This is a genomic window from Zobellia roscoffensis (assembly GCF_015330165.1).
Taxonomy (GTDB): Bacteria; Bacteroidota; Bacteroidia; order Flavobacteriales; family Flavobacteriaceae; genus Zobellia; species Zobellia roscoffensis.
In genome coordinates this window covers 1,677,759-1,702,238 of record NZ_JADDXT010000002.1, presented here as the reverse complement: position 1 = coordinate 1,702,238, position 24,480 = coordinate 1,677,759, and the positions used below count along the sequence as shown (strand labels likewise).

Genomic DNA, 24,480 nt, shown 5'->3' with positions numbered 1-24,480 from the left:
TCATGAAAACTATTATAACAAATAAATTCATATTGGTGGCCATGCTCCCGCTTTTGCTACAATCATGTTTTGTAGCTAAAAATTACGAGCGGCCAGAGGTCGAAACCGAAAACCTATATAGAACCGATAACCTGCCTCAGGACAGTGTCTCGTTCGCATCAGTTTCTTACAAAGACTTGTTTACCGACTCTCATTTGAAGACCTATATTCAAAAAGGACTTGAAAACAACCTTGATATTCGTATTGCCTTACAGAGCATTGCGGCAGCAGAGGCATATGTAAAACAAGGGAAAGCAGGTTACTTGCCAACTTTAAATGGTGCAGCAAGTGCTACAAGAACAGCAAGAACCAGTGAGAACGGTCAATTCGGAAGTTTTTTTACGCAACCTTTTAATCAATATGAAGCTTCCGGAACAATATCTTGGGAAGCTGATATTTGGGGGAAAATTAGAAGTAGTAAACGCGCTAGTGACGCAAGTTACCTACAAACCGTAGCGGCCCATAAAGCTGTAAAAACTAGTTTGGTGGCACAAATAGCCACAACCTATTATCAAATTTTAGCCTTGGACAAACAGATTTCGGTAACGGAAGAAACCATAGAAAACCGTTCTAAAAGTCTAGAAACCATTTCTGCTTTAAAAGAAGCGGGACAAGCAAACCAAGTGGGAGTTGACCAGACAGCGGCTCAACTATATAGTGCTCAAAGTCAGTTATTGGACCTTAAGAATACACTATACCAGACAGAGAATACTTTAAGTCTTCTTTTGAGTGAACAGCCACAATCCTACGCACGTGGTTCTTTGGATGAGCAATCCTTAACCAATGAACTGCAACTTGGTGTTCCGGCCCTATTGTTGCGCAACAGACCGGATATTATGCAAGCTGAATACGACTTGGTCAATAGTTTTGAATTGACCAACGTTGCAAGAAGTAACTTTTACCCATCTATTACCCTTTCGGCACAAGGTGGCTTACAAAGTTTGGAGATAGATAACTGGATAGACTCTAGTTCTATTTTTGCCAATTTAGTTGGTGGACTTACACAGCCTATTTTCAACGGTAGAAAAATAAGAACAGCCTATGAAGTGGCGCAAGCAGAACAAGAACAATCCTTATTAAGCTTTAAAAAAGCACTTTTAACCGCAGGTACGGAAGTGTCGGAAGCTTTATATGATTACGATATCTCTGTAGAAAAAGAAGCGTATGTAACCAAACAAGTGGTTGCACTAAAAAGAGCGGAAACAAACTCTGAAGAATTATTAAACAGCGGATACTTAACCTATTTGGACCTTTTGACCGCAAGGGAAAACTCACTGAATGCAGAACTTAATTTGGTCAATAACAAGTTTGATCAATTATCTGCCAAAGTAGAACTATATCGTTCCCTTGGTGGCGGATGGCACTAAACATTTGCTGACACATGATAAACAAAGACCAATTTTTAGAATTTGCCCTTTCTAAATTCTTGAAATTTGGGAGCAAGCGCTTTACTATTGATGATTTGGCCCACGAACTTGGCATATCTAAGAAAACGATATACAAGAACTTTACGGGCAAAGAACAAATCATAAAAGAAAGTCTGGCCGCTTTTCTTACCAAATTAAGGTCTAACATTTATGAGTGTGTAGAGAAGGAGAAATCCGATCCTATTCTAGCGGTTATTTCAATATATAGAATAGGATTGGATACCCTTAAAAGTTTTAATCCTACCTTTTTACGCAGTTTAAAAAAGTACTATCCCGAAGTTTATAAAATGTTTAGCGATTTCAGGGAAAATGAAGTTTCGGCTCTTGTTAAAGACTTGTTGCACAGTGCTCAAAAAAAAGGTCATCTCCGAAAAGATGTGAATATAAAACTTACCTATGAGCTCTATTATAACCGAATGGAAGATATTCTTCATGCCGCACCCAACAATTTTTATAAGGATTTCACTCTAGAAGAACTTCTGAACCATCTTATCATAAACAATATTAGGGGTATTGCCACCAAAAGCTATTTGGACAAAAATGATGCTTTTTTTCTTTCCTAGATTACCATAGTTTATATGGGTGCTTGCTCAATTGCGAATTGTAATATTTTACATTGCCCGTTACTTCTTCTCCCAACCACAATGGTTTTTTAAGGGTTTGGTTTTCAGATTGTAGCTCTACTTCCGCAACAACAAGACCTTCATTATCACCATGGAATTCATCTATTTCGTAAATGTGATTGCCTATCGGCACATTGTAGCGTACTTTATCTATAATTCCGGGCTCGCAAATCAGCAAAAGTTGCTCGGCATCGGAAACGGAAATTTCCTTTTCCCATTCAAATCGGACGGTTCCCGCATCATTTGATTTTCCTTTTACAGTCAAAAAACCTGATTCCCCTTTTATTCGCACACGCACGGTACGCTCTTTATCAGTATTTAAAAAACCTTGAACAATCCGTTCTTTTAAAGTTGCCTGCTCTTGATACGCTACTGATGTAACCAAGAATTTACGTTCAATCTCAATCACTTGATGCTGCTATTTTCTTTATGGTGTCGGATTCAATAATATGCGACTCAAAGCCGTCGTTGGCAACCTTAACCATAGCGGTTGCTATCGTTTCCGGTTGTATTGAGCGGAATTTTTGAAGCGGCCCCGCTAAGACCAGATTCACTACTTTCATTAACTGTTTAAAAATCCATTCGCCTGCCCGCTTTTCTTCGCGTTTGCCACCAATCAACGATGGTCTAAACATATAGGTCTTCCCTAAATATTCCTTTTGCACCGCTGCTTCCATTTCGCCTTTTACACGATTATAAAAGACGCTACTTTTAGCATTCGCCCCCATAGAGGAAATAACTAAAAAAGATGAAATGGCATGTTTAGCGGATAGCTTGGCAGCGGCTACGGGAATACCATAGTCTATATTCCGGTACACTTCTTTATTGGGTGTTTTTGACTTTGTAGTACCAATACAACAAAAGACCTCATCACCCGTAAAATTAGATTCAAATTGCTCTAACTTCATTAAATCCCCTAAATGTTCTTCTATCTTTTCATTGGGTGGTCCAACGCTGGAGCGTGAGAACAATTTAATTTTCTCGTAGCGGTCATCCTCAAGTAAAAGTTGTAGCAAAATGCCTCCGGTAAGACCGGTTGCCCCAAGAATAATTGCCGTCTTTTTTTGTGTTTTCATCCAACTAAATATAAACTAATTTTGCAGTATGCCAAACGATTTTCAATTGCGAAAAATTATTCATGTGGATATGGATGCCTTCTATGCATCTGTAGAGCAATTGGACAATCCAGATTTACGCGGAAAGCCCATTGCCGTTGGCGGAAGCTCAAAAAGAGGTGTAGTGGCGGCAGCCAGTTACGAAGCCAGAAAATTTGGTGTTCGCAGTGCCATGAGTAGTGTAGTGGCACAACGCAACTGCCCTGAACTAATTTTTGTAAAAGCACGCTTTGAACGTTATAAGGAAATATCCAAAATTATACGCGGTATTTTTCATGAATATACGGATCTGGTAGAACCACTTTCCCTAGATGAAGCCTATCTGGATGTTACCGTAAATAAAAAGGGAAATCCCTCTGCTTCATTAATGGCAAAAGAGATACGCCAAAAAATATTTGATACTACTGGACTTAATGCATCTGCTGGAATTTCAATTAATAAGTTCATCGCCAAAGTTGCCAGCGACATTAATAAACCCAATGGGCAGAAAACAGTAAACCCAGAAGAAGTATTAGAGTTTTTGGAAGAGCTTGAAATCAGAAAATTTTATGGTGTAGGGAAGGTTACAGCAGAAAAAATGTACAAATTGGGCATTTTTACCGGCAAAGACTTAAAATTAAAAACAGAAGAATTTCTAGAAGAAAATTTCGGCAAAAGCGGTAACTACTATTACAACGTGGTTCGTGGTATTCACACAAGCGAAGTCAAACCGCACCGCATTCCAAAATCCGTTGGTGCGGAACGTACCTTTAACGAAAACCTTAGCAGTGAGGTCTTCATGCTAGAACGACTTGAGCATATTGCCGAAGAACTTGAAAAACGCCTCAAAAAAGCAAATATTGCCGGCAAAACCGTGACTTTAAAAATTAAATACAGTGATTTTACACTAAACACACGTAGTAAGACCCTGAATTATTTCATCTCGTCTAAAGGACTAATTTTAGAAACGGCCAAAGAACTTTTGTATCAAGAAAAATTACAGAACTCGGTTCGTTTGTTGGGTATTTCCTTGGCAAATCTCAATACGGAGAAAAAACAGAAAAATGTAAACAAGGAAACAGTCTCGGTACAGTTAAAATTTGAATTTTAAGAAACGCATCTTTTTTTTGTAAAAAATTAACAAGATTTTAAATGTTTGCACAAGAGTGCTACAATTTAGATAGTTTGTGTTAGAATTTTTGGCCTTTCAACACCTTTCTAAGCCAACTCCCTCCGCTTTAATCCACTATCTTTATATCTAGCTTAGGCGTCATTTGCACTATGAAAAAAATGCATTTCAAATTGACGTTTTTTTATACGAGTATTCAGTTAAAAGCCTGTCCAGTTGATACGAACTAAAATTAGAACCTACACTAAAATTTCTGCCTTGGCAGATATTAAGATCGAACCATTTGATGTTAATAAGCGGTACACCAAACCGCATAGGCACAACAAGTACATGGAGCTGGTCTTTTTTAGTGCAGGTAGCGGTATGCACTATATGGATGAAACAGGTTATCCCATAGCGCCACCCGTTATTTTTATTATTAAGAAAGATGAAGTCCACCATTGGGAAATAGACACCATACCAGAAGGGTTTGTTATTATAATTAAAGAAGGATTTCTAGAAAAAACATTAGATAAACACATCAACCTTCAATTAAAGCAGTTAACGAACATGCGGGTTATCCATCCGGAGCAAGACCCGAGTATTCAATCCCTTTTTGAAATCGCATCAAAAGAAATAAAAGAAAATTGCACCGGTAGGGATATTTTGGTAGAAGGTGTACTCAAAGCCTTATTCTCTAAAATATTGACCTACGTAAAGGTTGATGAAACCGTATCTACCAGTAATTTAGAGGAGCGTTTTGATGAGCTATTAGCACGCAAGCTTAAAAACGATGTAGCTTATTATGCCGAAAAACTGAATACTACCGCCCAGAACCTAAATGCACTTTGCAAACGAAAACATGAGAAAACGGCTTCTACTGTGATTGCCGACCATATATTGAAGGAAACAAAACGCCTTTTACTTTACACCGACCTTTCCGTTACCGAAATTGCATACAAATTTGACTTTACCGATGTTTCTCATTTTGTCAAATATTTTAAGCGTCATGAAGGTCAAACGCCATTACAATTTAAAAAAGTAGCGATCGTACCTTAACTTTTTCAAACAGACCATAATTCAATAGGGGTTAAGGGTAATTTCGACACCTAATTAATACCAAACCTATTGAACATGAAGTTTTATCGCGCATTATTAGTATTACTTGCACTAATTCCGATAGTTACATCTGCCCAGATTTCAGGAAAAATAACTGATGCAGACAATGATTATCCACTGGAATATGCAACTGCCGCCATCTTTAATCAAGAAAACGGCGAATTGGTCACTGGAGTCATTACAGACCTAAACGGATTCTTCACCATTGAGGACGTTAAAAACGGAACTTACTACTTAGAAGCCTCATTTATTGGTTTTGAAACCAAAACCGTTAGGGACATTACGGTACAAAACAGAAAAGCGATAGACTTAGGTACCATAGCCCTTTCCATTGGCGGCACCCAACTTGAAGAAGTTGTCATAAAGGGAGAGCGTGCTACGGTTATCAATAAAATAGACCGCCAGGTTTTTGATACTAAAAAATTTCAGAACAGCCTTGGCGGGAGTGCCACGGATATTGTTAAAAATATACCGTCGGTAAGCGTTGATGGTCAAGGAGAAATTAGTGTTCGTGGAAGCACAGGTTTTGTGGTATTACTTAACGGAAACCCTGTTCAGGGGAATGCCTCAAATTTACTGAACCAACTTCCTGCCAATGCCATAGAGCGCGTGGAGATTATTACCGCTCCCTCTGCAAAATATGACCCTGAAGGTAAGGCTGGTATAATGAACATCATTACCAAAAAAGGTGCTGCAGATGGTACATTTGCACAGGTAAATATTAAAGGAGGTTTACCTTCTTTTGAAACTTACGGAAACGATAAAGCACACCAGCGATACGGAGCAGACGCTACATATAACGTCCGTAAAGGAGATTGGAATATTTCTATGGGTGCAAGTTACCAGCGTAACGACCTTGGCGGAAGGCGAGAAGGTGATGTCTATACAATTATTGACGATACCCGTACACAATTTCCATCAACTGGAGAGCGTAGTTTTGATGAAACCAATTATAGCGGTCGCTTTACGGTAGATTATGCTCCGGACGAGAAAAATGCCTATTCATTAGGTTTTTACGGGGGAAAAAGGAAAAAAGACCGCCTAGCGGATATTGTTTACTACGACAACCATAGTATTACCCCTGTCGATGGCGGAGAACGAGATTATACCTTTCAGTATTATAATCATAACCTTAGAACTAGAAAGAGTGATTTCATCTTAGGAAGTTTTGACTATTCTCACATTTTTGAGAACACATCAAAACTATCTACCTCATTCTTATATGAATACACGCTATTAGGTGGCCCTACCGAGAGTGATAATTTAGGTGAACCCGACAGAAGTATCATTTATCAACAAGAGTATAATACCAATGACAATCCTTTAAATGGTGTTCGCTTATCATTAGATTATGCTTGGAAGCCTTTTGCTATAGGTCAGCTTGAAACGGGTTATCAATACCGAAACTTAGATCATACAGGAGATTTCGTTTATGAACGAAAAGATGATACTACTAACGGTGCATTTGAGCTTGTTCCCGAATTTTCTAGTGAAGTAGATTTACAAAGAAGTATTCATTCCGGCTATGCGCAGTTAACTGGTGCCAAAGATAAATGGGAGTACGCCGCTGGGGTTCGTATTGAAGCAATGGACCGTGAACTTGACCTGAGAGACAAGCAAGGTCTCATTGATACTACATACTCTTACGATTACGTAAAACCGTTTCCATCCGCATCCGTACAATACACCTTTGAAAACAATACAAAATTAAAAGCGGCTTATAGTAAAAGGGTAGAAAGAACGGCTACTTTTAAAATGAATCCTTTTCCGGAACGTGAGCACTCCGAAACTTTGGAGCAAGGTGACCCAACCCTTAAACCTGAGTTTATAGACTTGTTAGAAGTAGGTATTAGCAAGAATTTTGGTAATGGTAATTCCCTTTTTGCTACGGCATATTATCGCGATACCAAAAACTTAGTGAATAGGGTAAATACCGTTTATAACGATACCATTCTAAACCGTATCTACTCCAATGTGGGCAAGGCAAAATCCATAGGAATGGAAATAGGAGCGCAACTAAAACCTACCGAAAACTGGTCCAATTTCATTGGTGCCAATCTTTACAATTATGCTATTGATGGGGAATATGATGGTCGCGATGTAGATAGCAGCTCTTTTGTCTACTCTATTAATGCGAACAGTACCTATGATTTTTCGCAGACCGCTTCGTTGCAATTGACTTTCAACTATCTATCGGAAAGAATTACGGCACAAGGAGAAGATTCTCGTTTCTATTCGCCTAATCTAACCTTTAAAAAGTCATTTCTAGACAATCGTTTAACGGCAACCTTGCAATGGCAGAATATAGATTTAGGATTATTGGATACCAACGAACAACGTATTACAACGTATCGCGAGGGCGAGTTCTTTACGACCACAAATTACATTTACGAAGTGGATATGGTATTACTTAACCTATCTTATAATTTCAACAAGAACAAAAACAAATCTAAATTCATTGATAGTGAATTTGGTAAACAAGAGTTTTAATTTTTCATAGTTGATGTTTAGTTGAGTAGTGAGGCGCGAGCCTTAAACGAGAAAGCCCCGATGACAATCAGTCAATTCGGGGCTTTCCTCTATTTGCCTTTTTCTGGGCATTATTCTTTTTGTGCTTCAGCCGTTTCTCTATAGAAGATCTAGAAGGTTTTGTTTTTCTACGCTTTTTACGAACTTTAAGAGCTTCTTCAATAAGATTAAAAAACCTGGATATGGCCAGTTCCTTATTTTTGTGCTGACTCCTACTTTCATCGCATTGCATCTGTAAGATACCCTCTTTGGTAAGTCTCTTCCCTATTTTTCTATGAATTCGTGATTTCTCTGCATCGGTAAGTCCTGAAGAACCTTCTACAAAAAAACTAAGTTCTATTTTAGTGGATACTTTGTTTACGTGCTGGCCACCCGCACCACTGCTTCTAACAGCCTTAAAGTTTAATTCTTGAAGCAGTTGGGCTTTATTCATGACCTAGGAATCTGACATACGTTGGTTGATCGTCTCCAACGAAAGGTTTAGAAAAATAACCTTTCCCACTTCCAAAGGTCTATCATGATGAAAATAGATGTCCTCACCTTCATAAATCCCGACAATCATATAGTGGCTTCCCATATAGTAAGCACCTTTTACCACGCACTCCAGACCAGATTTTCCTGAGACTTTAAACTCATGTGCATATACAATAATACGTCTTTTGGTATCTGCATAAGATTTTACAATATTGATAGGAATTTTATTGGCTTCGCCGAAAAGGGATGCCACATAAAGGTCTTTAGGATGCTCGTACAAGTTTTTAGGACTATCCTTAGCTATAATAAACCGATCTTTAAGTACCACTACCCTATCTGCAAACGGAAGCATATCCATATGGTCATGCGTAGCCGTAAGTACGGTAATTTTTTGGCGTTTTAAATATCCAAAAAGGTTACGCCGTAAACTATTCTTTCTAAAATTATCAATATTACTAAAAGGTTCATCCAATAAAAGCACCTTAGGCTCTTGTGCCAAAACCCTTGCCAGTGCTACCCGTTGTTGCTGACCTCTACTTAACAACTTAACCTTAGTTTTGGCAAACTTGGTCATCTCAATCATCTCCAGAAGTTCAAACGTACGTTCTTGCATCTCCTCAGGTTCAAAAACCGATAAAAATTGACTAATGTTCTCTTCTACCGTAGTAAAAGGCATCAAATCAAAATCTTGAGAAAGGTATTTCATATAGGGCTCTCCAGGCACCAAATTGTGCTGTGGCCCCAAAACTTGAGTGTCGTTCCAATAGACCTCACCCACTTCAATATGTAAGAGTCCGTATATGATTTTCAGAAGGGTGCTTTTACCACACCCACTTTCGCCTATAATAGAAACATGTTCACCTTTAGCCACCTTTAGATTGATGTTTTCCAAAACGGAAGTACCATCTTCATAGCCAAAAGAAACATGATCTACTTGTAACATATATTCCTATTCTAAAACCTTAAGAACCATAAAAAAGGCCAATCGGTATTATACTTGTGTTTTTAGTTTTCTAAACTCGGAAGCTCTTCAAATCCCATGTTATACAGTGTAAACGCGAAAATATCTGCGTACTGCTCAATGGTTTTACTTACCGGTGTACCAGCACCGTGACCTGCGTTCGTCTCGATTCTAATTAAAGTAGGATTCGTGCCAGATTGTTTGTCCTGCAACTCAGCAGCAAACTTAAAACTATGGGCAGGTACCACACGGTCATCGTGATCACCAGTGGTTACCAACGTTGCTGGATAGGCCACCCCTTCCTTAATAGTATGAACGGGTGAATATCCCTTTAAGTATTCAAACATCTCCTTACTGTCTTCAGACGTACCATAATCATATGCCCATCCCGCACCCGCAGTAAAGGTATGATAACGCAACATATCCAAAACGCCAACGGCAGGTAAAGCCACTTTCATAAGGTCTGGTCGTTGGGTCATAGTGGCACCCACTAGAAGTCCGCCATTACTACCCCCTCGGATAGCTAAATAATCAGAAGAGGTATAGTTGTTTGCAATTAGATACTCCCCGGCCGCAATAAAATCATCAAATACATTCTGCTTTTTCATTTTGGTGCCTGCGTCATGCCATTTCTTACCATACTCACCACCACCTCTTAAATTAGGCACGGCATAAATACCACCTTGTTCTAGCCAAACTGAATTAGCAATACTAAAAGCAGGCGTTAAGCTGATATTAAACCCTCCGTAACCGTATAAAATAGTCGGGTTTTTACCGTTTAGCTTCAATCCCTTTTTATGTGTGATGATCATAGGAACCTTAGTACCATCCTTTGAGGTATAAAACACCTGGTTAGATTCGTATTCCTCCGAATTAAAATCGATGTTTGGCGTCCAATACGGTGTATATTCGCCTGTCTCAACATTATATTTATAAGATGAACCTGGAATGGTATAATTCGTAAAAGAAAAATAAAAGTCCTTGTTCTCTTTTTTACCACCAAAACCAGAAGCAGTACCCACACCCGGAAGCTTTACTTCACGAACTAAATTACCCTCATAATCATACTGCAAAACCTTACTAATAGCATCTACCATATATTCCGCAAAGAAATAGCCTCCACCTGTACCAACGGTCAATACATTTTCGGTTTCCGGAATAAAATCAACCCAATTTTTTTCCCTTGGATTATCAGCATTAACCGTAACAATCCTTTTATTAGGGGCATTTCTATTGGTAACGATATAGAGTTTTGAGCCTTCGTTTTCAATGATGTAATTGTCCGAATCCGTATCCTCCACTATGGGCACCAATGGGCTATTTTCCATTGAAAGGTCCTTTATAAAAAGTTTATTACCGGAAGTTGATACAGCGGCAGAAATCTGAAGATAACGTTGATCTTCGGAGACGGAAGCCCCTATATATCTATGCTTCTCAGATTCAACCCCTCCATATACCAATTGGTCTTCTTTTTGAGAAGTACCTAATTTGTGGTAATACACTTTGTGTTGATCTGTCTTTGCAGAAAGTTCGCTCCCTTCTGGCTTATCATAACTAGAGTAATAGAAACCTTCATTACCCTTCCATGAAATTCCACTGAATTTTATATCAGTAAGCGTGTCTTCAACAATTTGCTTGCTGTCAGCATTAATTACAATTGCCTTACGCCAATCACTTCCGCCTTCAGAAATTAAATATGCCGCAAGTGACCCATCTTTTGTAAAACTCAACCCTGCTAGAGAAGTAGTACCATCTTCTGAAAACGTATTAGGGTCTAAAAATGTTTCTTCCTTACCATCACCCTTTTTTCTATATATCACGTACTGGTTCTGCAAACCATCGTTTTTATAGAAGTACGTGTAGTTTCCCTCTTTAAAAGGAGAACCAATTTTTTCATAATTCCAAAGTTTCTCTAACCTTTGCTTTAGTGCTTCACGAAACGGAATTTTTTTTAAATAATTAAAAGTAACCTTATTCTGAGCTTTAACCCAAGCACCAGTTTCATCACTCATATCGTCTTCTAACCAACGATATGGGTCCGCAACTGAAGTTCCAAAATAAGTATCAACGGTTTCTGATTTATGTGTCTTAGGATACTTCACAATAGTAGTCTCTGTTTTAGGTAATGCCTGACCGGCCAAAGTAGCCGATGCCAATGAAAATAATACAAGGTATTTCTTCATAATTTAACGATTGAAATTCGCCAAAAGTACCATAAAAAAACCTATGCCGGCATTGCTCAGCATAGGTTTTAACTAAAAATTTAGAAAGTACCTAGTTTTTATACCAAATGGTTTTCTACCAGATATTCAGCAATTTGCACTGCATTTGTAGCAGCACCTTTACGCAAATTATCTGCAACAATCCACATATTTAAAGTATTACGTTGCGACTCATCTCTACGAATACGCCCTACGAAAACCTCATCTTTATCATGTGCATAAATTGGCATAGGATAGGTATTCGTATCTGGATTATCCTGAACGGTAACACCTGAAGTTTCATTCAACAAACCACGAACATCATTCAGGTCAAAATCGTTATTAAACTCAATATTTACAGATTCTGAATGCCCACCTGCCGTTGGAATACGAACAGCTGTTGCGCTTATAGAAAAGCTACGGTCATCCAAAATCTTTTGCGGTTCACGAGCCAATTTCATTTCTTCCTTTGTGTATCCGTTTTCTAAGAACACATCACAATGAGGTAACGCATTTCTGTTGATTGGGTAAGGATAGGCCATTTCTCCCTGTACTCCAGCCATTTCATTCTCTAACTGACGTACGGCCTTAACTCCTGTTCCTGATACCGATTGGTATGTTGATATCACAACCCGTTTCATTTTGTACTTTTCATGTAATGGAGCTAAAGCCATTACCAACTGAATTGTAGAACAGTTAGGATTAGCAATAATCTTGTCTTCTTTGGTCAATTCACTCGCATTGATTTCAGGAACCACCAATTTCTTGGTTGGATCCATTCGCCATGCAGAAGAGTTATCTATAACTGTAGTACCAGCTTCAGCAAATTTAGGCGCCCATTCCAATGAAGTATCCCCTCCAGCAGAAAATATGGCAATCTCTGGCTTTGCAGCAACGGCATCGGCCAAACCTATAATCGTATATTCTTTGTCTTTGTATGAGAGTTTTTTACCTACCGAACGCTCAGAAGCTACCAATAGCAACTCTGTAACGGGGAAGTTACGTTCACTCAACACCTTAAGCATCACCTCGCCAACCATACCGGTGGCACCTACAACGGCTACTTTCATCTTTAATTAATTTTAGAAGCACAAATGTAGTGCAACCCTATTGACCTGACAAGCATTTTAAATCAGTATAATCATTATTTAACAAATTGTTTTAAATATAACATTCTATTAAAAAAGAACCGTCAAAGAAGTAGCGAACTTCAATGACGGTTTTAAGATTAAACTGCAGTGCAGCGGTGGTACTCCCTAAGGAATACCTATATTCTTATTGTTTTTTAAGCAAATCTCTAATTTCACCTAACAAATCTTCTTGAGAAGGACCTGTTGGAGCTGGTTCTGGCTCTGGACCTTTTGCTTTAGCGTAAGCCTTAACAATAAGGAACATAACAAACCCTACGATCAACAAGTTAACAATTGTGTTGATCCATGCACCGTAACGAATAGCGTTTTCTGCAACGTAACCTGCTTCTCCTTCAACACCTGAAGTTGGTGTAAGTACGTGTTTTAAAGTAGCAAAATCTACACCTCCGGTAAACTCACCTACGATAGGCATAATGATGTCATTTACAAATCCGTTTACTACTAGGCCTACGGCTCCGGCCATTATAACAGCAACAGCAAATTCAATAACGTTGCCCGTCATAATAAAATTCTTAAAATCCTTTAACATGATTTAGTGTTTTTAATGGTTAATTAATTAATGGCGCAATTCAATGCACTGCAAATTAACAAAAAAAGGATTACTTCTAAGATTAAGAGCTACGTTTTAATTATCAACCACTAGACGTGTTACCCTCTGCGATATACCTGTTAGTATTTCATATGATATAGTTTTTGCTCCGCTGGCAAATTCTTCTGCAGTAGGACGCTTACCAAAAACAATAACCTCATCACCTTCTTTGCAATCTATTCCTGTTATGTTTACCATAATCATATCCATACAGACATTCCCAATAATTGGTGCCTTTTGCCCCTGAATAGTTACATAAGCTTTGCCATTACCGTATTGTCTTCCGATACCATCTGCATGCCCAACAGGTAAAGTTGCGGTTACAATATCAGCTTCCGCCTTATAAGCCATATTATAGCCAATACTTTGCCCCATTTTAATGGTATGAATTTGAGAAATAACGGTCTTTAAAGTAGCTACTGGTTTAAGTTGGGCATCTATAGCGGCTTCATTACCAAACCCATAAAGCCCTATACCACTCCGAACCATATCATATTGAGCCTTCTCATAATTAATAATACCAGAAGTATTTAACAAATGTAGCATAGGTCTGCTTTTCAGCTTTGGAAGGAAAATACTCGTTATATGCTGAAAAGTAGAAATTTGCTTTTCAGTAAATGCAATCTCATTTAAATCCTCGGATGCTGCCAAATGTGAAAACATAGAAACTACCTCCAAACGGTCTTGACCATTTAGCATATCCGTTAGAACCTCAACTTCAATCTCTGTAAAACCTAATCTATTAAGTCCAGTATTAAACTTTAAATGAATAGGGTATTGGTTTAGCTCCTTCTCCTTGGCTACCCGTAGAAAATCTTTTAATATTTTAATCGAATAGATATTAGGCTCCAGATTATAGGTAATCAAATTATCAAAACTTACGGGCAGCGGGTGCAATACTAAGATTGGCAGCTTAATTCCTGCCTTTCTCAACTCAACACCTTCACTTACATACGCAACAGCAAGATAATCTGCACCTAAAACCTCCAACTTTCTTGCAATAGCCACTGAGTCGCTTCCATAGGCAAAAGCTTTCACGACTCCTAAGAATTTAGTGGTTTGCTTTATTCTTGATTTAAAAAACCTGTAATTGTGTTCTAACGCCAAAAGGTCTATTTCTAGAACGGTCTCACTTGCTTTCGCCATCGGTTTTCTTATCGTTAGTAGTTATCTCTTCGCTCTTAACATCTAGATGCTTTACTTTTTCTTTTAATCTTGCTTTGTAATAAGCGGCGCGGCTTAAGGGCTCATATTCTTCGGTTTCGCCCAATAATACCAACTTATCATTACTAGATTTCCTATAACTATAATTAGCTAAGTTACCTGTACGTGTGCATATAGCGTGTACTTTGGTAACATATTCCGCCGTGGCCATTAAAGCGGGCATTGGACCAAACGGGTTTCCTTTAAAATCCATATCCAATCCCGCTACAACGACACGTACCCCTTTGTTGGCCAAATCATTACAAACCGTTACAATCTCATCATCAAAAAATTGTGCTTCATCAATTCCTATAACATCACAGGTGTCGCCTAGAATTCTAATATTGGCAGCAGCAGGCACAGGCGTAGAACGTATTTCATTGGCGTCGTGGGATACAACCATATTCTCGTCATACCGAACATCTACCATCGGTTTAAAGATTTCTACCTTTTGTTTGGCAAATTGAGCACGCTTTAATCTACGGATTAACTCTTCGGTCTTACCCGAGAACATAGAACCACAGATGACTTCTATCCACCCGAATTGTTCTTTATGATTAACAGTATTTTCGAGAAACATTTTGTAATTTTAGACGAAAATATGGGGTTTTTCGTTCTTAATATTGTAGAACCAGAGTGGAACCATTGTTTTTCCTAAAAACATTCCGCTAAAGTTCAGATTTTAAAGTTAGCAAAGATAGAGATACCATTTTTACCCCAACCCAGTAGAATTAGAAAAAATTGCCAGATGAAGAAAAAACTAAAAGAAGAGTTACGAAAATTATCTACTGATATTATTACTGCTCGCGATGCGGATATTAGCGAAATGTACGATGCTGCCAAAAATCTTTATGAAAAATTAGCCGTTCTTAAATTTATAGAAGAAAAACTACACGATATAGAAATAGACGTTTCCAAAAACGTTATTGCCAGCAAATTTGAAGCGATGGCTAATGCTGTTTTAAATGAAAATTCTTCTGTCCCTGAAAGTAATCCGCATGAAGAGGACATTATTATACCTGGCATGGACACCATAAAAGGTTTTATTTCCGAAATGCCAAGTCACGACGAACGTGTAGATGAAGTTTTAGAAGAGTTCTTGTCAAAACCAGATTACATGAAAAATGACCAAGAGCTTTTTGAGCCTCAACAACCAGTTGCTCCAAAATCTAATGGTGCAACTCCTCCAAAAGAAGTTCATCCTAAATCATTGAACGATAAAATATCCAACAAAGAGCTTAAAATCGACCTTAACAACAGACTGGCATTTGTAAAGCATCTTTTTAATGGTAGCATGGAAGATTACAATCGCGTCCTTTCACAATTAAATACAATCAATAGTGAGGAGCGTTCTATTTCATTTATAGAAAATATGGTAAAGCCAGATTACAATAATTGGGCAGGAAAAGAAGAATACGCAGAGCGGTTTATACAATTTATTGAGCGTAAATTTTCGTAATTAGCTTTTATTCATAAAAATCAAGCCCATTGTGTATCGTAAAGGGCTTTTTTGGTGAAAAACTAGCCAGGTTTTAATGCTAATGCTTTATTTTAGGGTAAAAATTGCCCTGCCATGAAAACTCAAAAACGAATTTACTGGTCAGCCCTAGGGGTTTTGACCGCAATAATGTTATTCTCCATTTACAATTATTTCGCCAACTACGAAATGATTGCCGGTTTTTTTGAACACCTTAATTACCCTACCTATCTCATCTATCCACTGGCTATTGCCAAAATACTGGGTCTAATTGCTGTATGGACAAATTTCTCATCTTGGCTAAAAGAATGGGCCTATGCCGGCTTCTTTTTTGATACACTTTTAGCGTTCTTTGCACATTATATAACTGACGGCCAAGATTATTTGTTCGCCTTTGTTGCACTTATAGCAACCTTGATCGCTTATTTTGTGGATAAGGAGCTACGACCTTAAATTTTATGGGAAAATTATATTTGGTACCAACGCCTATTGGCAACCTAGAGGACATGACCTTACGAGCCATTCGTGTTCTAAAAGAAGTAGATTGTATTCTAGCGGAAGACACACGTACCAGCGGAAAACTACTTCAACATTTTGAAATCACTACTCAAATGCAGAGTCACCATATGCACAATGAGCATAAAACCGTAGATGCATTGGTAAGACGTTTGCAAGCGGGTGAAACCATTGCCTTAATCTCCGATGCAGGAACTCCAGCTATATCAGACCCTGGTTTTTTGTTGACTAGGGCTTGTGTGGAGAAAAACATAGAGGTTGATTGTCTTCCCGGTGCAACGGCATTTGTACCTGCTTTGGTCAACAGTGGCCTACCCAACGACAAGTTTGTTTTTGAGGGTTTTTTACCTCCTAAAAAAGGAAGACAAACGCGACTAAAATTACTGGCGGAAGAAACCAGAACCATTATTTTCTACGAATCACCGTACAAACTAATTAAGACCTTAGGGCAATTTGCAGAGTACTTTGGTGCGGACAGACAAGTTTCCGTTTCACGGGAGCTTACCAAACTCTACGAAGAAACAATTAGGGGAACAGCGGAAGAATTAGTACTGCACTTTACCGAGAAACCTCCAAAGGGCGAAATAGTAATTATTGTTGCAGGAAAAAAATAATATAGATGAGATTAAACGATTTTAAACAAAAGCTACAAGCCAACCCAAAAGGAATAGAATTCACCGAGACTATGGCTGTCATAGAAGAAAACTACAGCTTTGAACCAACAGCTTTCACCAACGGAAACCTAAAGAACGCTGAAGGCCAAAACTCAGGTTCATGCAAGCTGTTTGCCTTTGCAAAAGACCAAGGTTTTAGCAAAGAAGAGACTTTAGCTTGTTTTGGGAGTTATTATTACGATGTACTGAAAGACCCAGATGGAACGGGACACCAAAACATCCGAAATTTTATGAAAACGGGTTTTGACGGACTATCCTTTGCCCAAGCTCCTTTAAAAAAGAAATAAGCCGACATGCAAAAGCTACTTTCCGAAATACGTTCGTGTCAAGTTTGTAGTGAGCATCTCCCTTTAGGCCCTAGACCGATAGTAAAGGCGCACCAAAATTCCAAAATTGTAATTATAGGTCAGGCTCCTGGCACAAAAGTACATGAAACAGGAGTTCCTTGGGACGACCCTAGTGGTAGACAATTACGAAAGTGGCTAGATGTTACGGACGAGGAATTTTATGACGAAACAAAATTTGCTTTAGTTCCCATGGGATTTTGTTATCCAGGGAAAGGAAAGTCCGGTGATTTACCTCCTAGGTCTGAATGCGCACCACTTTGGCATAAATCTCTTTTTGACCAAATGCCTAATCTGCAGTTGATTATTGTCATTGGTATTTATGCCCAATCAAATTACCTGAAAGACAAAAAGGAAAAAAATTTAACGGAAACCGTCAGAACATATCACAATTACTTGCCCACGCATTTTCCACTGCCCCACCCGTCGCCACGAAACCGATTTTGGCTTAAAAAGAATCCTTGGTTTGAAACTGAAGTGGTCCTGGAATTACGTGATTTAGTTTCCAAAATTCTTTAAAAACAGATTCTTTTGATTAAATTTCCTACATGTATTTAAAGCTTGATTTTAGTAATAATCCACAAAAGGAATTCTTTAACGATACAGGAATACCCATATATTACATTGACAAAAAACCCTTCTTCAACGACAAGAACGGAACTCAGTTTATTGGTGCTTTTTCCAAATTAAATCTATTCGTGGGAACCAACAACTCAGGAAAAAGCAGATTTCTAAGAGGTTTATTAAAGCTTAATATTCATGAAATTCAAATATCGCAAACTCTTGAGAGCATAGAAATATTACTCGAACAAGCTGAAAAATGGTATAATAAAAATATCAGCAGATTAGGAAATTTGAATAATGCTCTTACCGATAAAACTTCTGAAATTCACTATAAATTAAGCTCTCTAAATGATTCATACCAATCACTTATAAACAACCACGATAATTACCGTGACATATTTGAATTAGCTAGCCGCCATTATCAAACTGATATTAGTACAAATCAAACAAGTAAGAGTTATGAAAGTGCTGTTAATATTCAAAAAAACTATTTAAAAATTATACTTAGAATTAATGAAGAAATAGAATTTGTAAAAAAAAATCGTAGTTCTGAAAAAATATATCTCCCCATACTTAGAAGCATCAAAAAAAGTTCAAGATTAAGTCCATCAGTTTTTACTGGTGTCATTGAAGATTTATATAATCTGAAAGACGAAAAAATTTTTACTGGACTAGATTTGTATGATAAGGTTTTGGAAGTGCGAAATAGTGTAGAAACAGAAAGAAGAGGTTTTGAAAAATTCGAATTTTTTTTAGCAGAACATTTTTTCAATGGATTAAAAGTCGAAATCATTGCGAATTATAAAGATAAGTGCATAATCTTTTATGTAGACGGAGAGGAACGAAAAATACATGATATTGGAGACGGAATTCAATCTTTAATTTTGCTTTTGTTTCCTGTATTTACAGCACGAAAAAATAGTTGGATTTTTATCGAGGAACCTGAAACTTATTTGCACCCTGGCTTACAGAGAATTTTCTTAGAAACTCTTATCAGTAATGAATATTTGTCTAGTCAAAATTTAAAATTATTTTTTTCAACTCACTCAAATCACTTTTTAGATCAATCATTAAACCATGAAGAAATCTCAATTTTTCAATTTGAGAAAGAAAAAATAGATAAGTTTAACATTAAAACAAATGTCAAACCTGAGAAAGAAATTCTAGACTTACTTGGAGTTAACACTTCCTCAGTTTTTCTAGCAAACAGTACTATATGGGTAGAAGGTCCAACTGACAGAAAATATATATCAAAATTCTTAAAGCTTTATTGCAAACATTATGATAAAGCACCATTAAAAGAAGACATTGATTTTGCATTTTTCGAATACGGCGGAAACTTAATTGCCCATTATTTATTTGTCGAGGATAATTTTGAGGCAGATGAATCTGAAATTAGAGAAAAAATAGCTGCCTTTGCTCTATCAAATAAAATTTTTCTGATTGCGGACCACGATAACGCTAAAGGAACAACCAAAAAGGGAAAACGACGAATAGCATTACAAACTTTATCTGATTCTAATTCAAATTTTTGTTTTCAAAGCACCGAATTGCGCGAAATAGAAAATCTATTACCTACATATATTACATCATCGTTTATTGGTGAGATAATAAAGGATACTAACAAAAATTCTCTGCCAAAAGTTAGTTTCAATAAAACAGAATATAACCAACTAGGATTGGGAGATTTTTATGAAAAACTCTTGATTGAAACCGGAATAAACAAAAGCGAACATAAAACTTTCAAAGCTGAGTCTGGAACACTGAAAAACGATTACAAAATTAAACTTTGTGAATTTACTATTAGCGCGGATTTAGACTATATAAATATGATTGACGATAATCCTGTTTTGGATAAAATTATCACCAAGTTATACAAGTTCATCACTGAATAGTAATGTATACGTTAATAATACCCCTGAGCTAAACCGTTTTTAGATGTCAAAAAACCCTTGGTTTGAAACTGAAGTGGTTCCCACATTACAAACCGAAGTTGCAAAGATTCTTGCGACTTAATTTTAAGTTTTTAACGACGCTTTTTTACTGAACAAAGCCCAAAACAAATCTTCAGATGGATATGGAAATTTAACCTTCTCAGGAATCATATTCAGCATAAAATTCTTTCCTAATTTGTATTCGAGTAGCGACTTAATGTGTCTCCCTGAGATTTTTTTTGATGGCCTTCCGTGAGAAACGCGTTCAAACCCAAAGTTTTTTAAGAAAACCGTTAGCCCTTCCAAAGAATACCAGTGCAAAACACTTGGAGGTGCATATTCATGCCAGTTCTTCCCAAAGATTTTAGCAGAAATACTTTGCCTATTCCAAGATTCTATAAGTAAAAAACCATCGTCTTTTAAAACCTTGGAAGCATTCAAAAATGCCTTGTGTTGTTCATAAAAGTGAGGAACTACTTGTATCATCGAAATAAGGTCAAACTTATCTTGGGGCCTGAAATTTTCAAACGCACCTTGCTCAATTTTCAAGTTATATTGTTTTCGGCCGTATTGTGCCATTTGCTGGTTAGGTTCTATTCCAACGCCGTTCCAACCTTCATCAACATAACCTTTTAAAATGCATCCTGCCGCTGCCCCAACATCTAACACCCTTCCCTTCTTACCAATAATATGTTCCATTTGTTTTGCATACCGCTTACCACGTTCGTAAAGCAAATCAGATTCTAATAAATAATCCGAGTAACCAGCACCTCCATCATTGAAGTAAGAATCATCATAGGTCTTATCAACATGCTTTTCGTCTGTTTTAATATTGGCGAACCGATGATCGCAAGACACACAGTCGTGTATATCAAAACCATTTATTTTAAAAACAAATTTTGATTCCGAAGCACAAAGGGGGCAATTCATAACCAAATTTTTAGACTTGAAACATTTATTATCTCTATACGTAATGCGTGCTTTTTCAATTGCACTACACAACTACCGCGCGTTATTTTTTGGGGGGAATTACGACTTATTGGTTTTCCCTCTTTTTAAAAGACAAGATGGAATACAAGCTTAAAATCTATCAATTAATCGTATTTTTGATTCCTACAAGAAACATAAAAATTATGGCTACTACAAATCATATTACAACTAAATGGCTGGGTAACATGCAATTCGAAAGCACCAACCCTTCTGGCCTAACGTTAAACATAGATGCCGGCCCAGATGATGGCGGCGAAGGAAAAGGATTGCGCCCAAAAGCTTTAATGTTATCCGGACTGGCAGGCTGTTCTGGTCTTGATGTGGCTGCACTTATTAAAAAAATGAAATTAGAGGTTGATGATTTTCACATTGAAACCATTGCTAACCTTACTGATGAGCACCCGAAATTTTATGATGCCGTAACTATCGAATATCATTTTCACGGAAACAATCTAGCGGAGAAAAAATTACAAAGAGCGGTAGACCTATCCGTAGAGAAATACTGTGGAGTTATGGAAATGTTCAGGCAGTTTGCTAAATTGGAAATCAAGACTATTTTTCATAAAGAGTAAGTTTTAAAGTTAAAGTTCAAAACTAAGTATCAATCTCAAGATTTAAAGTTAAAGTTCAAAACTAAGTATCAAGCTCAAGATTTAAAGTTAAAGTTCAAAACTAAGTATCAATCTCAAGATTTAAAATTAAAGTTCAAAAACTAAGTTAGACCCAATATTGTGGATGATAAAAAATATGATTTAGAAGATAGATTAGTAAATTTTGCTGCTGATATTGCTATTTTTTGTCGCGAAATACCGAAGGATTTTACTGGAGAATATTATGGAAATCAACTCTTGAGGTCAGCTGGAAGTTCTGCGCTTAATTTTGGTGAAGCCCAAGGTACCCACACCTCAAAAGACTATGTTCACAAAGCAAGTATTTCTCTTAAAGAACTCAAGGAGTCTAGAGTAAACTTAAAAATTTTGACAAAAATAGAGTATGGTAACGACGACAAAAGAGAATTCCTTCTAGGCGAAGTCCAACAATTGATTAAAATCATTGCCACAATCATCAGGAATAAAAAACAAAGCTAATTTCTTAGTATATTATTGAACATTCTATAATACTTAGACTTGCAATTAATTCTTCAGTCTGAACTTAACACTTAAGCTTGAACTTTAATTTTAATTTTTAACTTGACACTTGAGCTTGACACTTAAACACACCCTATGCGCTGGACCATTAAACCCAAACCTGAACAAGAGGCTATTGACCAATTGGCCAAAGCACTTAAGGTAGATGATTTGGTGGCTCAATTGCTATTGCAACGCGGTATATCTACCTATGATGAGGCCAAGCGTTTTTTTAGACCTGAATTAAGTCATCTGCACGATCCCTTTTTAATGAAGGATATGCAATTAGCCGTAGAACGCATTGAAAAGGCCATATCCAACAACGAAAATATTCTTGTTTATGGTGATTATGATGTAGACGGAACAACATCCGTAGCCTTGGTTTCTTCTTATTTACTGAGTTATTACCCGAATGTAGCCACCTATATTCCTGATAGATATACCGAAGGGTATGGTGTTTCTTTTAAGGGAATAGATTTTGCGGAAGACAATGGTTTTTCATTGATAATAGCGTTAGACTGTGGTGTAAAGGCTATTGATAAGGTTGCCTACGCCAAAGAAAAAGGAATTGATTTTGTTATTTGCGACCACCACAGACCGGGTAACCAACTCCCGGATGCCGTTGCGGTTCTTGACCCTAAACGAGAGGATTGTAGTTACCCCTATGATGAACTTTGTGGTTGCGGAGTTGGTTTTAAACTTATTCAAGCTTTAGGTTCTAGACAAGGACAGACTATTGACGATCTCCTACTTTATTTAGATTTAGTCGCAACAGCTATTGGTGCCGATATTGTACCCATTACTGGGGAAAACAGAGTGCTCGCCTATTTTGGGCTTCAAGTTATCAATACCAACCCTAGAATGGGGTTTAAAGCAATTATCAACCAGATTAAGAAGTCCGTGCTCACCATAACCGATGTGGTTTTTATAATTGCTCCTCGTATAAATGCCGCCGGTCGTATGGAACATGGACAGCACGCTGTAAACCTCCTCACCGAAACCGACTTATCACAAGCGGAAATATTTGCAAGTCAGATTGAGCAATTCAACCTAGACCGTCGCGGATTGGATAAGGAAATTACCCAAGAAGCGCTGGACCAAATTCTACAAAACAAAGAAGAAGAACGTTTTACTTCCGTGGTCTACAAAGATTCCTGGCACAAAGGTGTTATTGGCATTGTGGCTTCCCGGCTTACCGAAACCTATTACCGTCCAACATTGGTCTTTACTAAAAGTGGCGATAAGTTGGCAGCTTCCGCACGTTCCGTAAAAGGTTTTGATGTGTATAACGCCTTACAGGGCTGTGCAGATTGCATTGAACAGTTTGGAGGACATAAATATGCTGCCGGACTCACGTTACTAGAAGAGCAGTTTGAAAACTTCAAAACACAATTCGAGAAAGTAGTCTCCGAAACCATTGACCCAAAATTATTGATTCCTGAAATTTCCATAGATGCTCAATTAAATTTTAAGGATATTTCACCAAAACTGATGCGTATCCTAAAACAGTTCGCTCCTTTTGGGCCTGGTAACATGACTCCAACATTCATGTCCGAAAATCTAATAGATACAGGCTATGCAAAAGGTGTAGGTGAAGATGGGGCACATCTTAAGTTAGCTGCTACTCAAAACGGCATTGGTCCTATTGGAGGCATTGGTTTTAATATGGGCGATAAACTTTCCCTTGTAGCTAACAGACAGCCTTTCAATGCTGTTTTTTCTTTGGATGAAAATGAATGGCAAGGCAACATCAGCTTACAAATGAAATTGAAAGACATACAATGAAAATAGAACATCTCGCCATTTGGGCATCCGACCTTGAAACCATGCGTCAATTTTACGAGAATTATTTTGATGCTATTGCAGGAGAACGCTATCACAACCCAACTAAAAATTTCACCTCTTATTTTCTTAGTTTTAGCGAAGGAACACGATTGGAATTGATGCACAAACCGGAAATTACTAAAGCATCAAATTCTACAGAAGAACATTTGGGTTTTATTCATTTTGCCCTCTCCGTAGGTTCAAAAGAAAAAGTAGATACCATTACCGAGCAACTGAGAACAGATGGATTTCAAGTTGCGGGCGAACCTAGAACAACAGGAGACGGGTATTATGAAAGCGTCATACTTGATCCGGAAGGCAACCGAATAGAGATTACCGTTTAACGATTTTCTTCATCCTATTTGCAATAGAAATGGATTTTAGCAAAATCGTTTTCCATTCTTTTCTACGTTTATCCAAAAAAACGCTACAAACTATACGGTCGGTTATGTTTTTTATTTAATCCAAGCGCTATTTAATCATCACTTTTCCCACATAAAAAACAACCGTTT

Annotated in this window: 25 protein-coding genes; 15 read left to right on the top strand and 10 right to left on the bottom strand. The window is 37.6% G+C overall.

Annotation, left to right across the window (positions count from 1 at the left end; genetic code table 11):
* Positions 1-2: 2 nt before the first annotated feature.
* Positions 3-1,406 (top strand): TolC family protein, encoded by a 1,404-nt coding sequence (locus tag IWC72_RS07225; protein WP_194529322.1) that lies wholly within the window; start codon positions 3-5, stop codon positions 1,404-1,406.
* A 14-nt stretch (positions 1,407-1,420) separates the two neighbouring features.
* Positions 1,421-2,029: a TetR/AcrR family transcriptional regulator gene (locus IWC72_RS07220; protein ID WP_194529321.1), complete on the top strand. Its 609-nt coding sequence runs from the start codon at positions 1,421-1,423 to the stop codon at positions 2,027-2,029.
* 1 nt (position 2,030) lies between these two features.
* Here the strand turns inward: IWC72_RS07220 and IWC72_RS07215 are convergent, their stop codons facing one another.
* Entirely contained in the window at positions 2,031-2,498 is a 468-nt protein-coding gene (locus IWC72_RS07215) for a CYTH domain-containing protein (RefSeq protein ID WP_194529320.1), read from the bottom strand.
* Positions 2,491-3,165: an NAD-dependent epimerase/dehydratase family protein gene (locus tag IWC72_RS07210; RefSeq protein WP_194529319.1), complete on the bottom strand. Its 675-nt coding sequence runs from the start codon at positions 3,163-3,165 to the stop codon at positions 2,491-2,493. Before IWC72_RS07210 ends, IWC72_RS07215 begins: the two co-directional genes overlap by 8 nt.
* Before the next feature lie 28 nt (positions 3,166-3,193).
* On the opposite strand from IWC72_RS07210, the gene dinB reads away from it, so the two are divergent.
* The 3 genes from dinB (at position 3,194) to IWC72_RS07195 (ending at position 7,900) form a co-directional block, all read left to right on the top strand.
* Entirely contained in the window at positions 3,194-4,294 is a 1,101-nt protein-coding gene (dinB, locus tag IWC72_RS07205; protein WP_194529318.1) for a DNA polymerase IV, read from the top strand.
* A 234-nt stretch (positions 4,295-4,528) separates the two neighbouring features.
* The gene (locus IWC72_RS07200) at positions 4,529-5,350 is read left to right on the top strand and encodes an AraC family transcriptional regulator (RefSeq protein ID WP_226979515.1); all 822 of its coding nucleotides are present in this window, start codon (positions 4,529-4,531) and stop codon (positions 5,348-5,350) included.
* Positions 5,351-5,425: 75 nt separating this feature from the next.
* Entirely contained in the window at positions 5,426-7,900 is a 2,475-nt protein-coding gene (locus IWC72_RS07195) for a TonB-dependent receptor domain-containing protein (RefSeq protein ID WP_194529317.1), read from the top strand.
* A gap of 67 nt (positions 7,901-7,967) precedes the next feature.
* On the opposite strand, the gene arfB is transcribed toward IWC72_RS07195, so the two are convergent.
* The 7 genes from arfB to IWC72_RS07160 all read right to left on the bottom strand — a co-directional run bounded on the left by arfB (position 7,968) and on the right by IWC72_RS07160 (position 15,098).
* Complete coding sequence (gene arfB, locus IWC72_RS07190; protein ID WP_194525491.1) at positions 7,968-8,372, bottom strand: alternative ribosome rescue aminoacyl-tRNA hydrolase ArfB; 405 nt, start codon at positions 8,370-8,372, stop codon at positions 7,968-7,970.
* Between the two features lie 3 nt (positions 8,373-8,375).
* The gene (locus IWC72_RS07185; protein ID WP_194525490.1) at positions 8,376-9,356 is read right to left on the bottom strand and encodes an ABC transporter ATP-binding protein; all 981 of its coding nucleotides are present in this window, start codon (positions 9,354-9,356) and stop codon (positions 8,376-8,378) included.
* Between the two features lie 62 nt (positions 9,357-9,418).
* Positions 9,419-11,557, bottom strand: a complete 2,139-nt coding sequence (locus IWC72_RS07180; RefSeq protein WP_194529316.1) for a prolyl oligopeptidase family serine peptidase — start codon at positions 11,555-11,557, stop codon at positions 9,419-9,421.
* A gap of 98 nt (positions 11,558-11,655) precedes the next feature.
* Positions 11,656-12,645, bottom strand: coding sequence for an aspartate-semialdehyde dehydrogenase (locus IWC72_RS07175; protein ID WP_194529315.1), 990 nt, complete (start codon positions 12,643-12,645; stop codon positions 11,656-11,658).
* 205 nt (positions 12,646-12,850) lie between these two features.
* Positions 12,851-13,255, bottom strand: a complete 405-nt coding sequence (gene mscL / locus IWC72_RS07170) for a large conductance mechanosensitive channel protein MscL (protein ID WP_194525487.1) — start codon at positions 13,253-13,255, stop codon at positions 12,851-12,853.
* A 96-nt stretch (positions 13,256-13,351) separates the two neighbouring features.
* Positions 13,352-14,461, bottom strand: a complete 1,110-nt coding sequence (alr, locus tag IWC72_RS07165; RefSeq protein ID WP_194525486.1) for an alanine racemase — start codon at positions 14,459-14,461, stop codon at positions 13,352-13,354.
* Positions 14,445-15,098, bottom strand: coding sequence for a thymidine kinase (locus IWC72_RS07160; RefSeq protein WP_194529314.1), 654 nt, complete (start codon positions 15,096-15,098; stop codon positions 14,445-14,447). The genes alr and IWC72_RS07160 overlap by 17 nt, the downstream gene beginning before the upstream one ends.
* A gap of 168 nt (positions 15,099-15,266) precedes the next feature.
* Here IWC72_RS07160 and IWC72_RS07155 point away from each other — a divergent pair, with 168 nt between their 5' ends.
* The 6 genes from IWC72_RS07155 (at position 15,267) to IWC72_RS07130 (ending at position 19,988) form a co-directional block, all read left to right on the top strand.
* Positions 15,267-15,977 carry a hypothetical protein gene (locus IWC72_RS07155; protein ID WP_194529313.1) on the top strand — a complete coding sequence of 237 codons (711 nt, stop codon included), beginning with the start codon at positions 15,267-15,269 and terminating at the stop codon, positions 15,975-15,977.
* A 114-nt stretch (positions 15,978-16,091) separates the two neighbouring features.
* On the top strand, positions 16,092-16,448 hold the full coding sequence (locus IWC72_RS07150) for a DoxX family protein (RefSeq protein WP_194525483.1): 357 nt from the start codon (positions 16,092-16,094) through the stop codon (positions 16,446-16,448).
* 5 nt (positions 16,449-16,453) lie between these two features.
* The gene (gene rsmI, locus IWC72_RS07145) at positions 16,454-17,125 is read left to right on the top strand and encodes a 16S rRNA (cytidine(1402)-2'-O)-methyltransferase (protein WP_194525482.1); all 672 of its coding nucleotides are present in this window, start codon (positions 16,454-16,456) and stop codon (positions 17,123-17,125) included.
* A 5-nt stretch (positions 17,126-17,130) separates the two neighbouring features.
* Positions 17,131-17,472, top strand: coding sequence for a HopJ type III effector protein (locus IWC72_RS07140; RefSeq protein WP_194525481.1), 342 nt, complete (start codon positions 17,131-17,133; stop codon positions 17,470-17,472).
* Between the two features lie 6 nt (positions 17,473-17,478).
* Positions 17,479-18,048, top strand: a complete 570-nt coding sequence (locus IWC72_RS07135; protein ID WP_194529312.1) for a uracil-DNA glycosylase family protein — start codon at positions 17,479-17,481, stop codon at positions 18,046-18,048.
* A 29-nt stretch (positions 18,049-18,077) separates the two neighbouring features.
* On the top strand, positions 18,078-19,988 hold the full coding sequence (locus IWC72_RS07130; RefSeq protein ID WP_194529311.1) for an AAA family ATPase: 1,911 nt from the start codon (positions 18,078-18,080) through the stop codon (positions 19,986-19,988).
* Between the two features lie 123 nt (positions 19,989-20,111).
* On the opposite strand, the gene IWC72_RS07125 is transcribed toward IWC72_RS07130, so the two are convergent.
* Positions 20,112-20,957: a class I SAM-dependent methyltransferase gene (locus IWC72_RS07125; RefSeq protein WP_194529310.1), complete on the bottom strand. Its 846-nt coding sequence runs from the start codon at positions 20,955-20,957 to the stop codon at positions 20,112-20,114.
* 203 nt (positions 20,958-21,160) lie between these two features.
* Between IWC72_RS07125 and IWC72_RS07120 the strand changes: the two genes are divergently transcribed.
* The 4 genes from IWC72_RS07120 to IWC72_RS07105 all read left to right on the top strand — a co-directional run bounded on the left by IWC72_RS07120 (position 21,161) and on the right by IWC72_RS07105 (position 24,312).
* Positions 21,161-21,589 carry an OsmC family protein gene (locus IWC72_RS07120; RefSeq protein ID WP_194531104.1) on the top strand — a complete coding sequence of 143 codons (429 nt, stop codon included), beginning with the start codon at positions 21,161-21,163 and terminating at the stop codon, positions 21,587-21,589.
* A 159-nt stretch (positions 21,590-21,748) separates the two neighbouring features.
* Positions 21,749-22,105 carry a four helix bundle protein gene (locus IWC72_RS07115; protein WP_194525478.1) on the top strand — a complete coding sequence of 119 codons (357 nt, stop codon included), beginning with the start codon at positions 21,749-21,751 and terminating at the stop codon, positions 22,103-22,105.
* Between the two features lie 135 nt (positions 22,106-22,240).
* Entirely contained in the window at positions 22,241-23,929 is a 1,689-nt protein-coding gene (gene recJ / locus IWC72_RS07110; protein ID WP_194529309.1) for a single-stranded-DNA-specific exonuclease RecJ, read from the top strand.
* Positions 23,926-24,312 (top strand): VOC family protein, encoded by a 387-nt coding sequence (locus IWC72_RS07105; protein WP_194529308.1) that lies wholly within the window; start codon positions 23,926-23,928, stop codon positions 24,310-24,312. The genes recJ and IWC72_RS07105 overlap by 4 nt, the downstream gene beginning before the upstream one ends.
* The last annotated feature ends 168 nt before the right edge of the window (positions 24,313-24,480 follow it).

Bases quoted from the DNA above. Each gene is read 5' to 3' on its own strand.
- mscL (WP_194525487.1), bottom strand. From the start codon at position 13,255: ATGTTAAAGGATTTTAAGAATTTTATTATGACGGGCAACGTTATTGAA.
- IWC72_RS07150 (WP_194525483.1), top strand. From the start codon at position 16,092: ATGAAAACTCAAAAACGAATTTACTGGTCAGCCCTAGGGGTTTTGACC.
- IWC72_RS07130 (WP_194529311.1), top strand. From the start codon at position 18,078: ATGTATTTAAAGCTTGATTTTAGTAATAATCCACAAAAGGAATTCTTT.
- dinB (WP_194529318.1), top strand. From the start codon at position 3,194: ATGCCAAACGATTTTCAATTGCGAAAAATTATTCATGTGGATATGGAT.
- IWC72_RS07160 (WP_194529314.1), bottom strand. From the start codon at position 15,098: ATGTTTCTCGAAAATACTGTTAATCATAAAGAACAATTCGGGTGGATA.
- IWC72_RS07185 (WP_194525490.1), bottom strand. From the start codon at position 9,356: ATGTTACAAGTAGATCATGTTTCTTTTGGCTATGAAGATGGTACTTCC.
- IWC72_RS07225 (WP_194529322.1), top strand. From the start codon at position 3: ATGAAAACTATTATAACAAATAAATTCATATTGGTGGCCATGCTCCCG.
- recJ (WP_194529309.1), top strand. From the start codon at position 22,241: ATGCGCTGGACCATTAAACCCAAACCTGAACAAGAGGCTATTGACCAA.
- rsmI (WP_194525482.1), top strand. From the start codon at position 16,454: ATGGGAAAATTATATTTGGTACCAACGCCTATTGGCAACCTAGAGGAC.
- alr (WP_194525486.1), bottom strand. From the start codon at position 14,461: ATGGCGAAAGCAAGTGAGACCGTTCTAGAAATAGACCTTTTGGCGTTA.
- IWC72_RS07175 (WP_194529315.1), bottom strand. From the start codon at position 12,645: ATGAAAGTAGCCGTTGTAGGTGCCACCGGTATGGTTGGCGAGGTGATG.
- IWC72_RS07220 (WP_194529321.1), top strand. From the start codon at position 1,421: ATGATAAACAAAGACCAATTTTTAGAATTTGCCCTTTCTAAATTCTTG.
- IWC72_RS07125 (WP_194529310.1), bottom strand. From the start codon at position 20,957: ATGAATTGCCCCCTTTGTGCTTCGGAATCAAAATTTGTTTTTAAAATA.
- IWC72_RS07195 (WP_194529317.1), top strand. From the start codon at position 5,426: ATGAAGTTTTATCGCGCATTATTAGTATTACTTGCACTAATTCCGATA.
- IWC72_RS07210 (WP_194529319.1), bottom strand. From the start codon at position 3,165: ATGAAAACACAAAAAAAGACGGCAATTATTCTTGGGGCAACCGGTCTT.
- IWC72_RS07180 (WP_194529316.1), bottom strand. From the start codon at position 11,557: ATGAAGAAATACCTTGTATTATTTTCATTGGCATCGGCTACTTTGGCC.
- IWC72_RS07105 (WP_194529308.1), top strand. From the start codon at position 23,926: ATGAAAATAGAACATCTCGCCATTTGGGCATCCGACCTTGAAACCATG.
- arfB (WP_194525491.1), bottom strand. From the start codon at position 8,372: ATGAATAAAGCCCAACTGCTTCAAGAATTAAACTTTAAGGCTGTTAGA.
- IWC72_RS07135 (WP_194529312.1), top strand. From the start codon at position 17,479: ATGCAAAAGCTACTTTCCGAAATACGTTCGTGTCAAGTTTGTAGTGAG.
- IWC72_RS07120 (WP_194531104.1), top strand. From the start codon at position 21,161: ATGGCTACTACAAATCATATTACAACTAAATGGCTGGGTAACATGCAA.
- IWC72_RS07140 (WP_194525481.1), top strand. From the start codon at position 17,131: ATGAGATTAAACGATTTTAAACAAAAGCTACAAGCCAACCCAAAAGGA.
- IWC72_RS07155 (WP_194529313.1), top strand. From the start codon at position 15,267: ATGAAGAAAAAACTAAAAGAAGAGTTACGAAAATTATCTACTGATATT.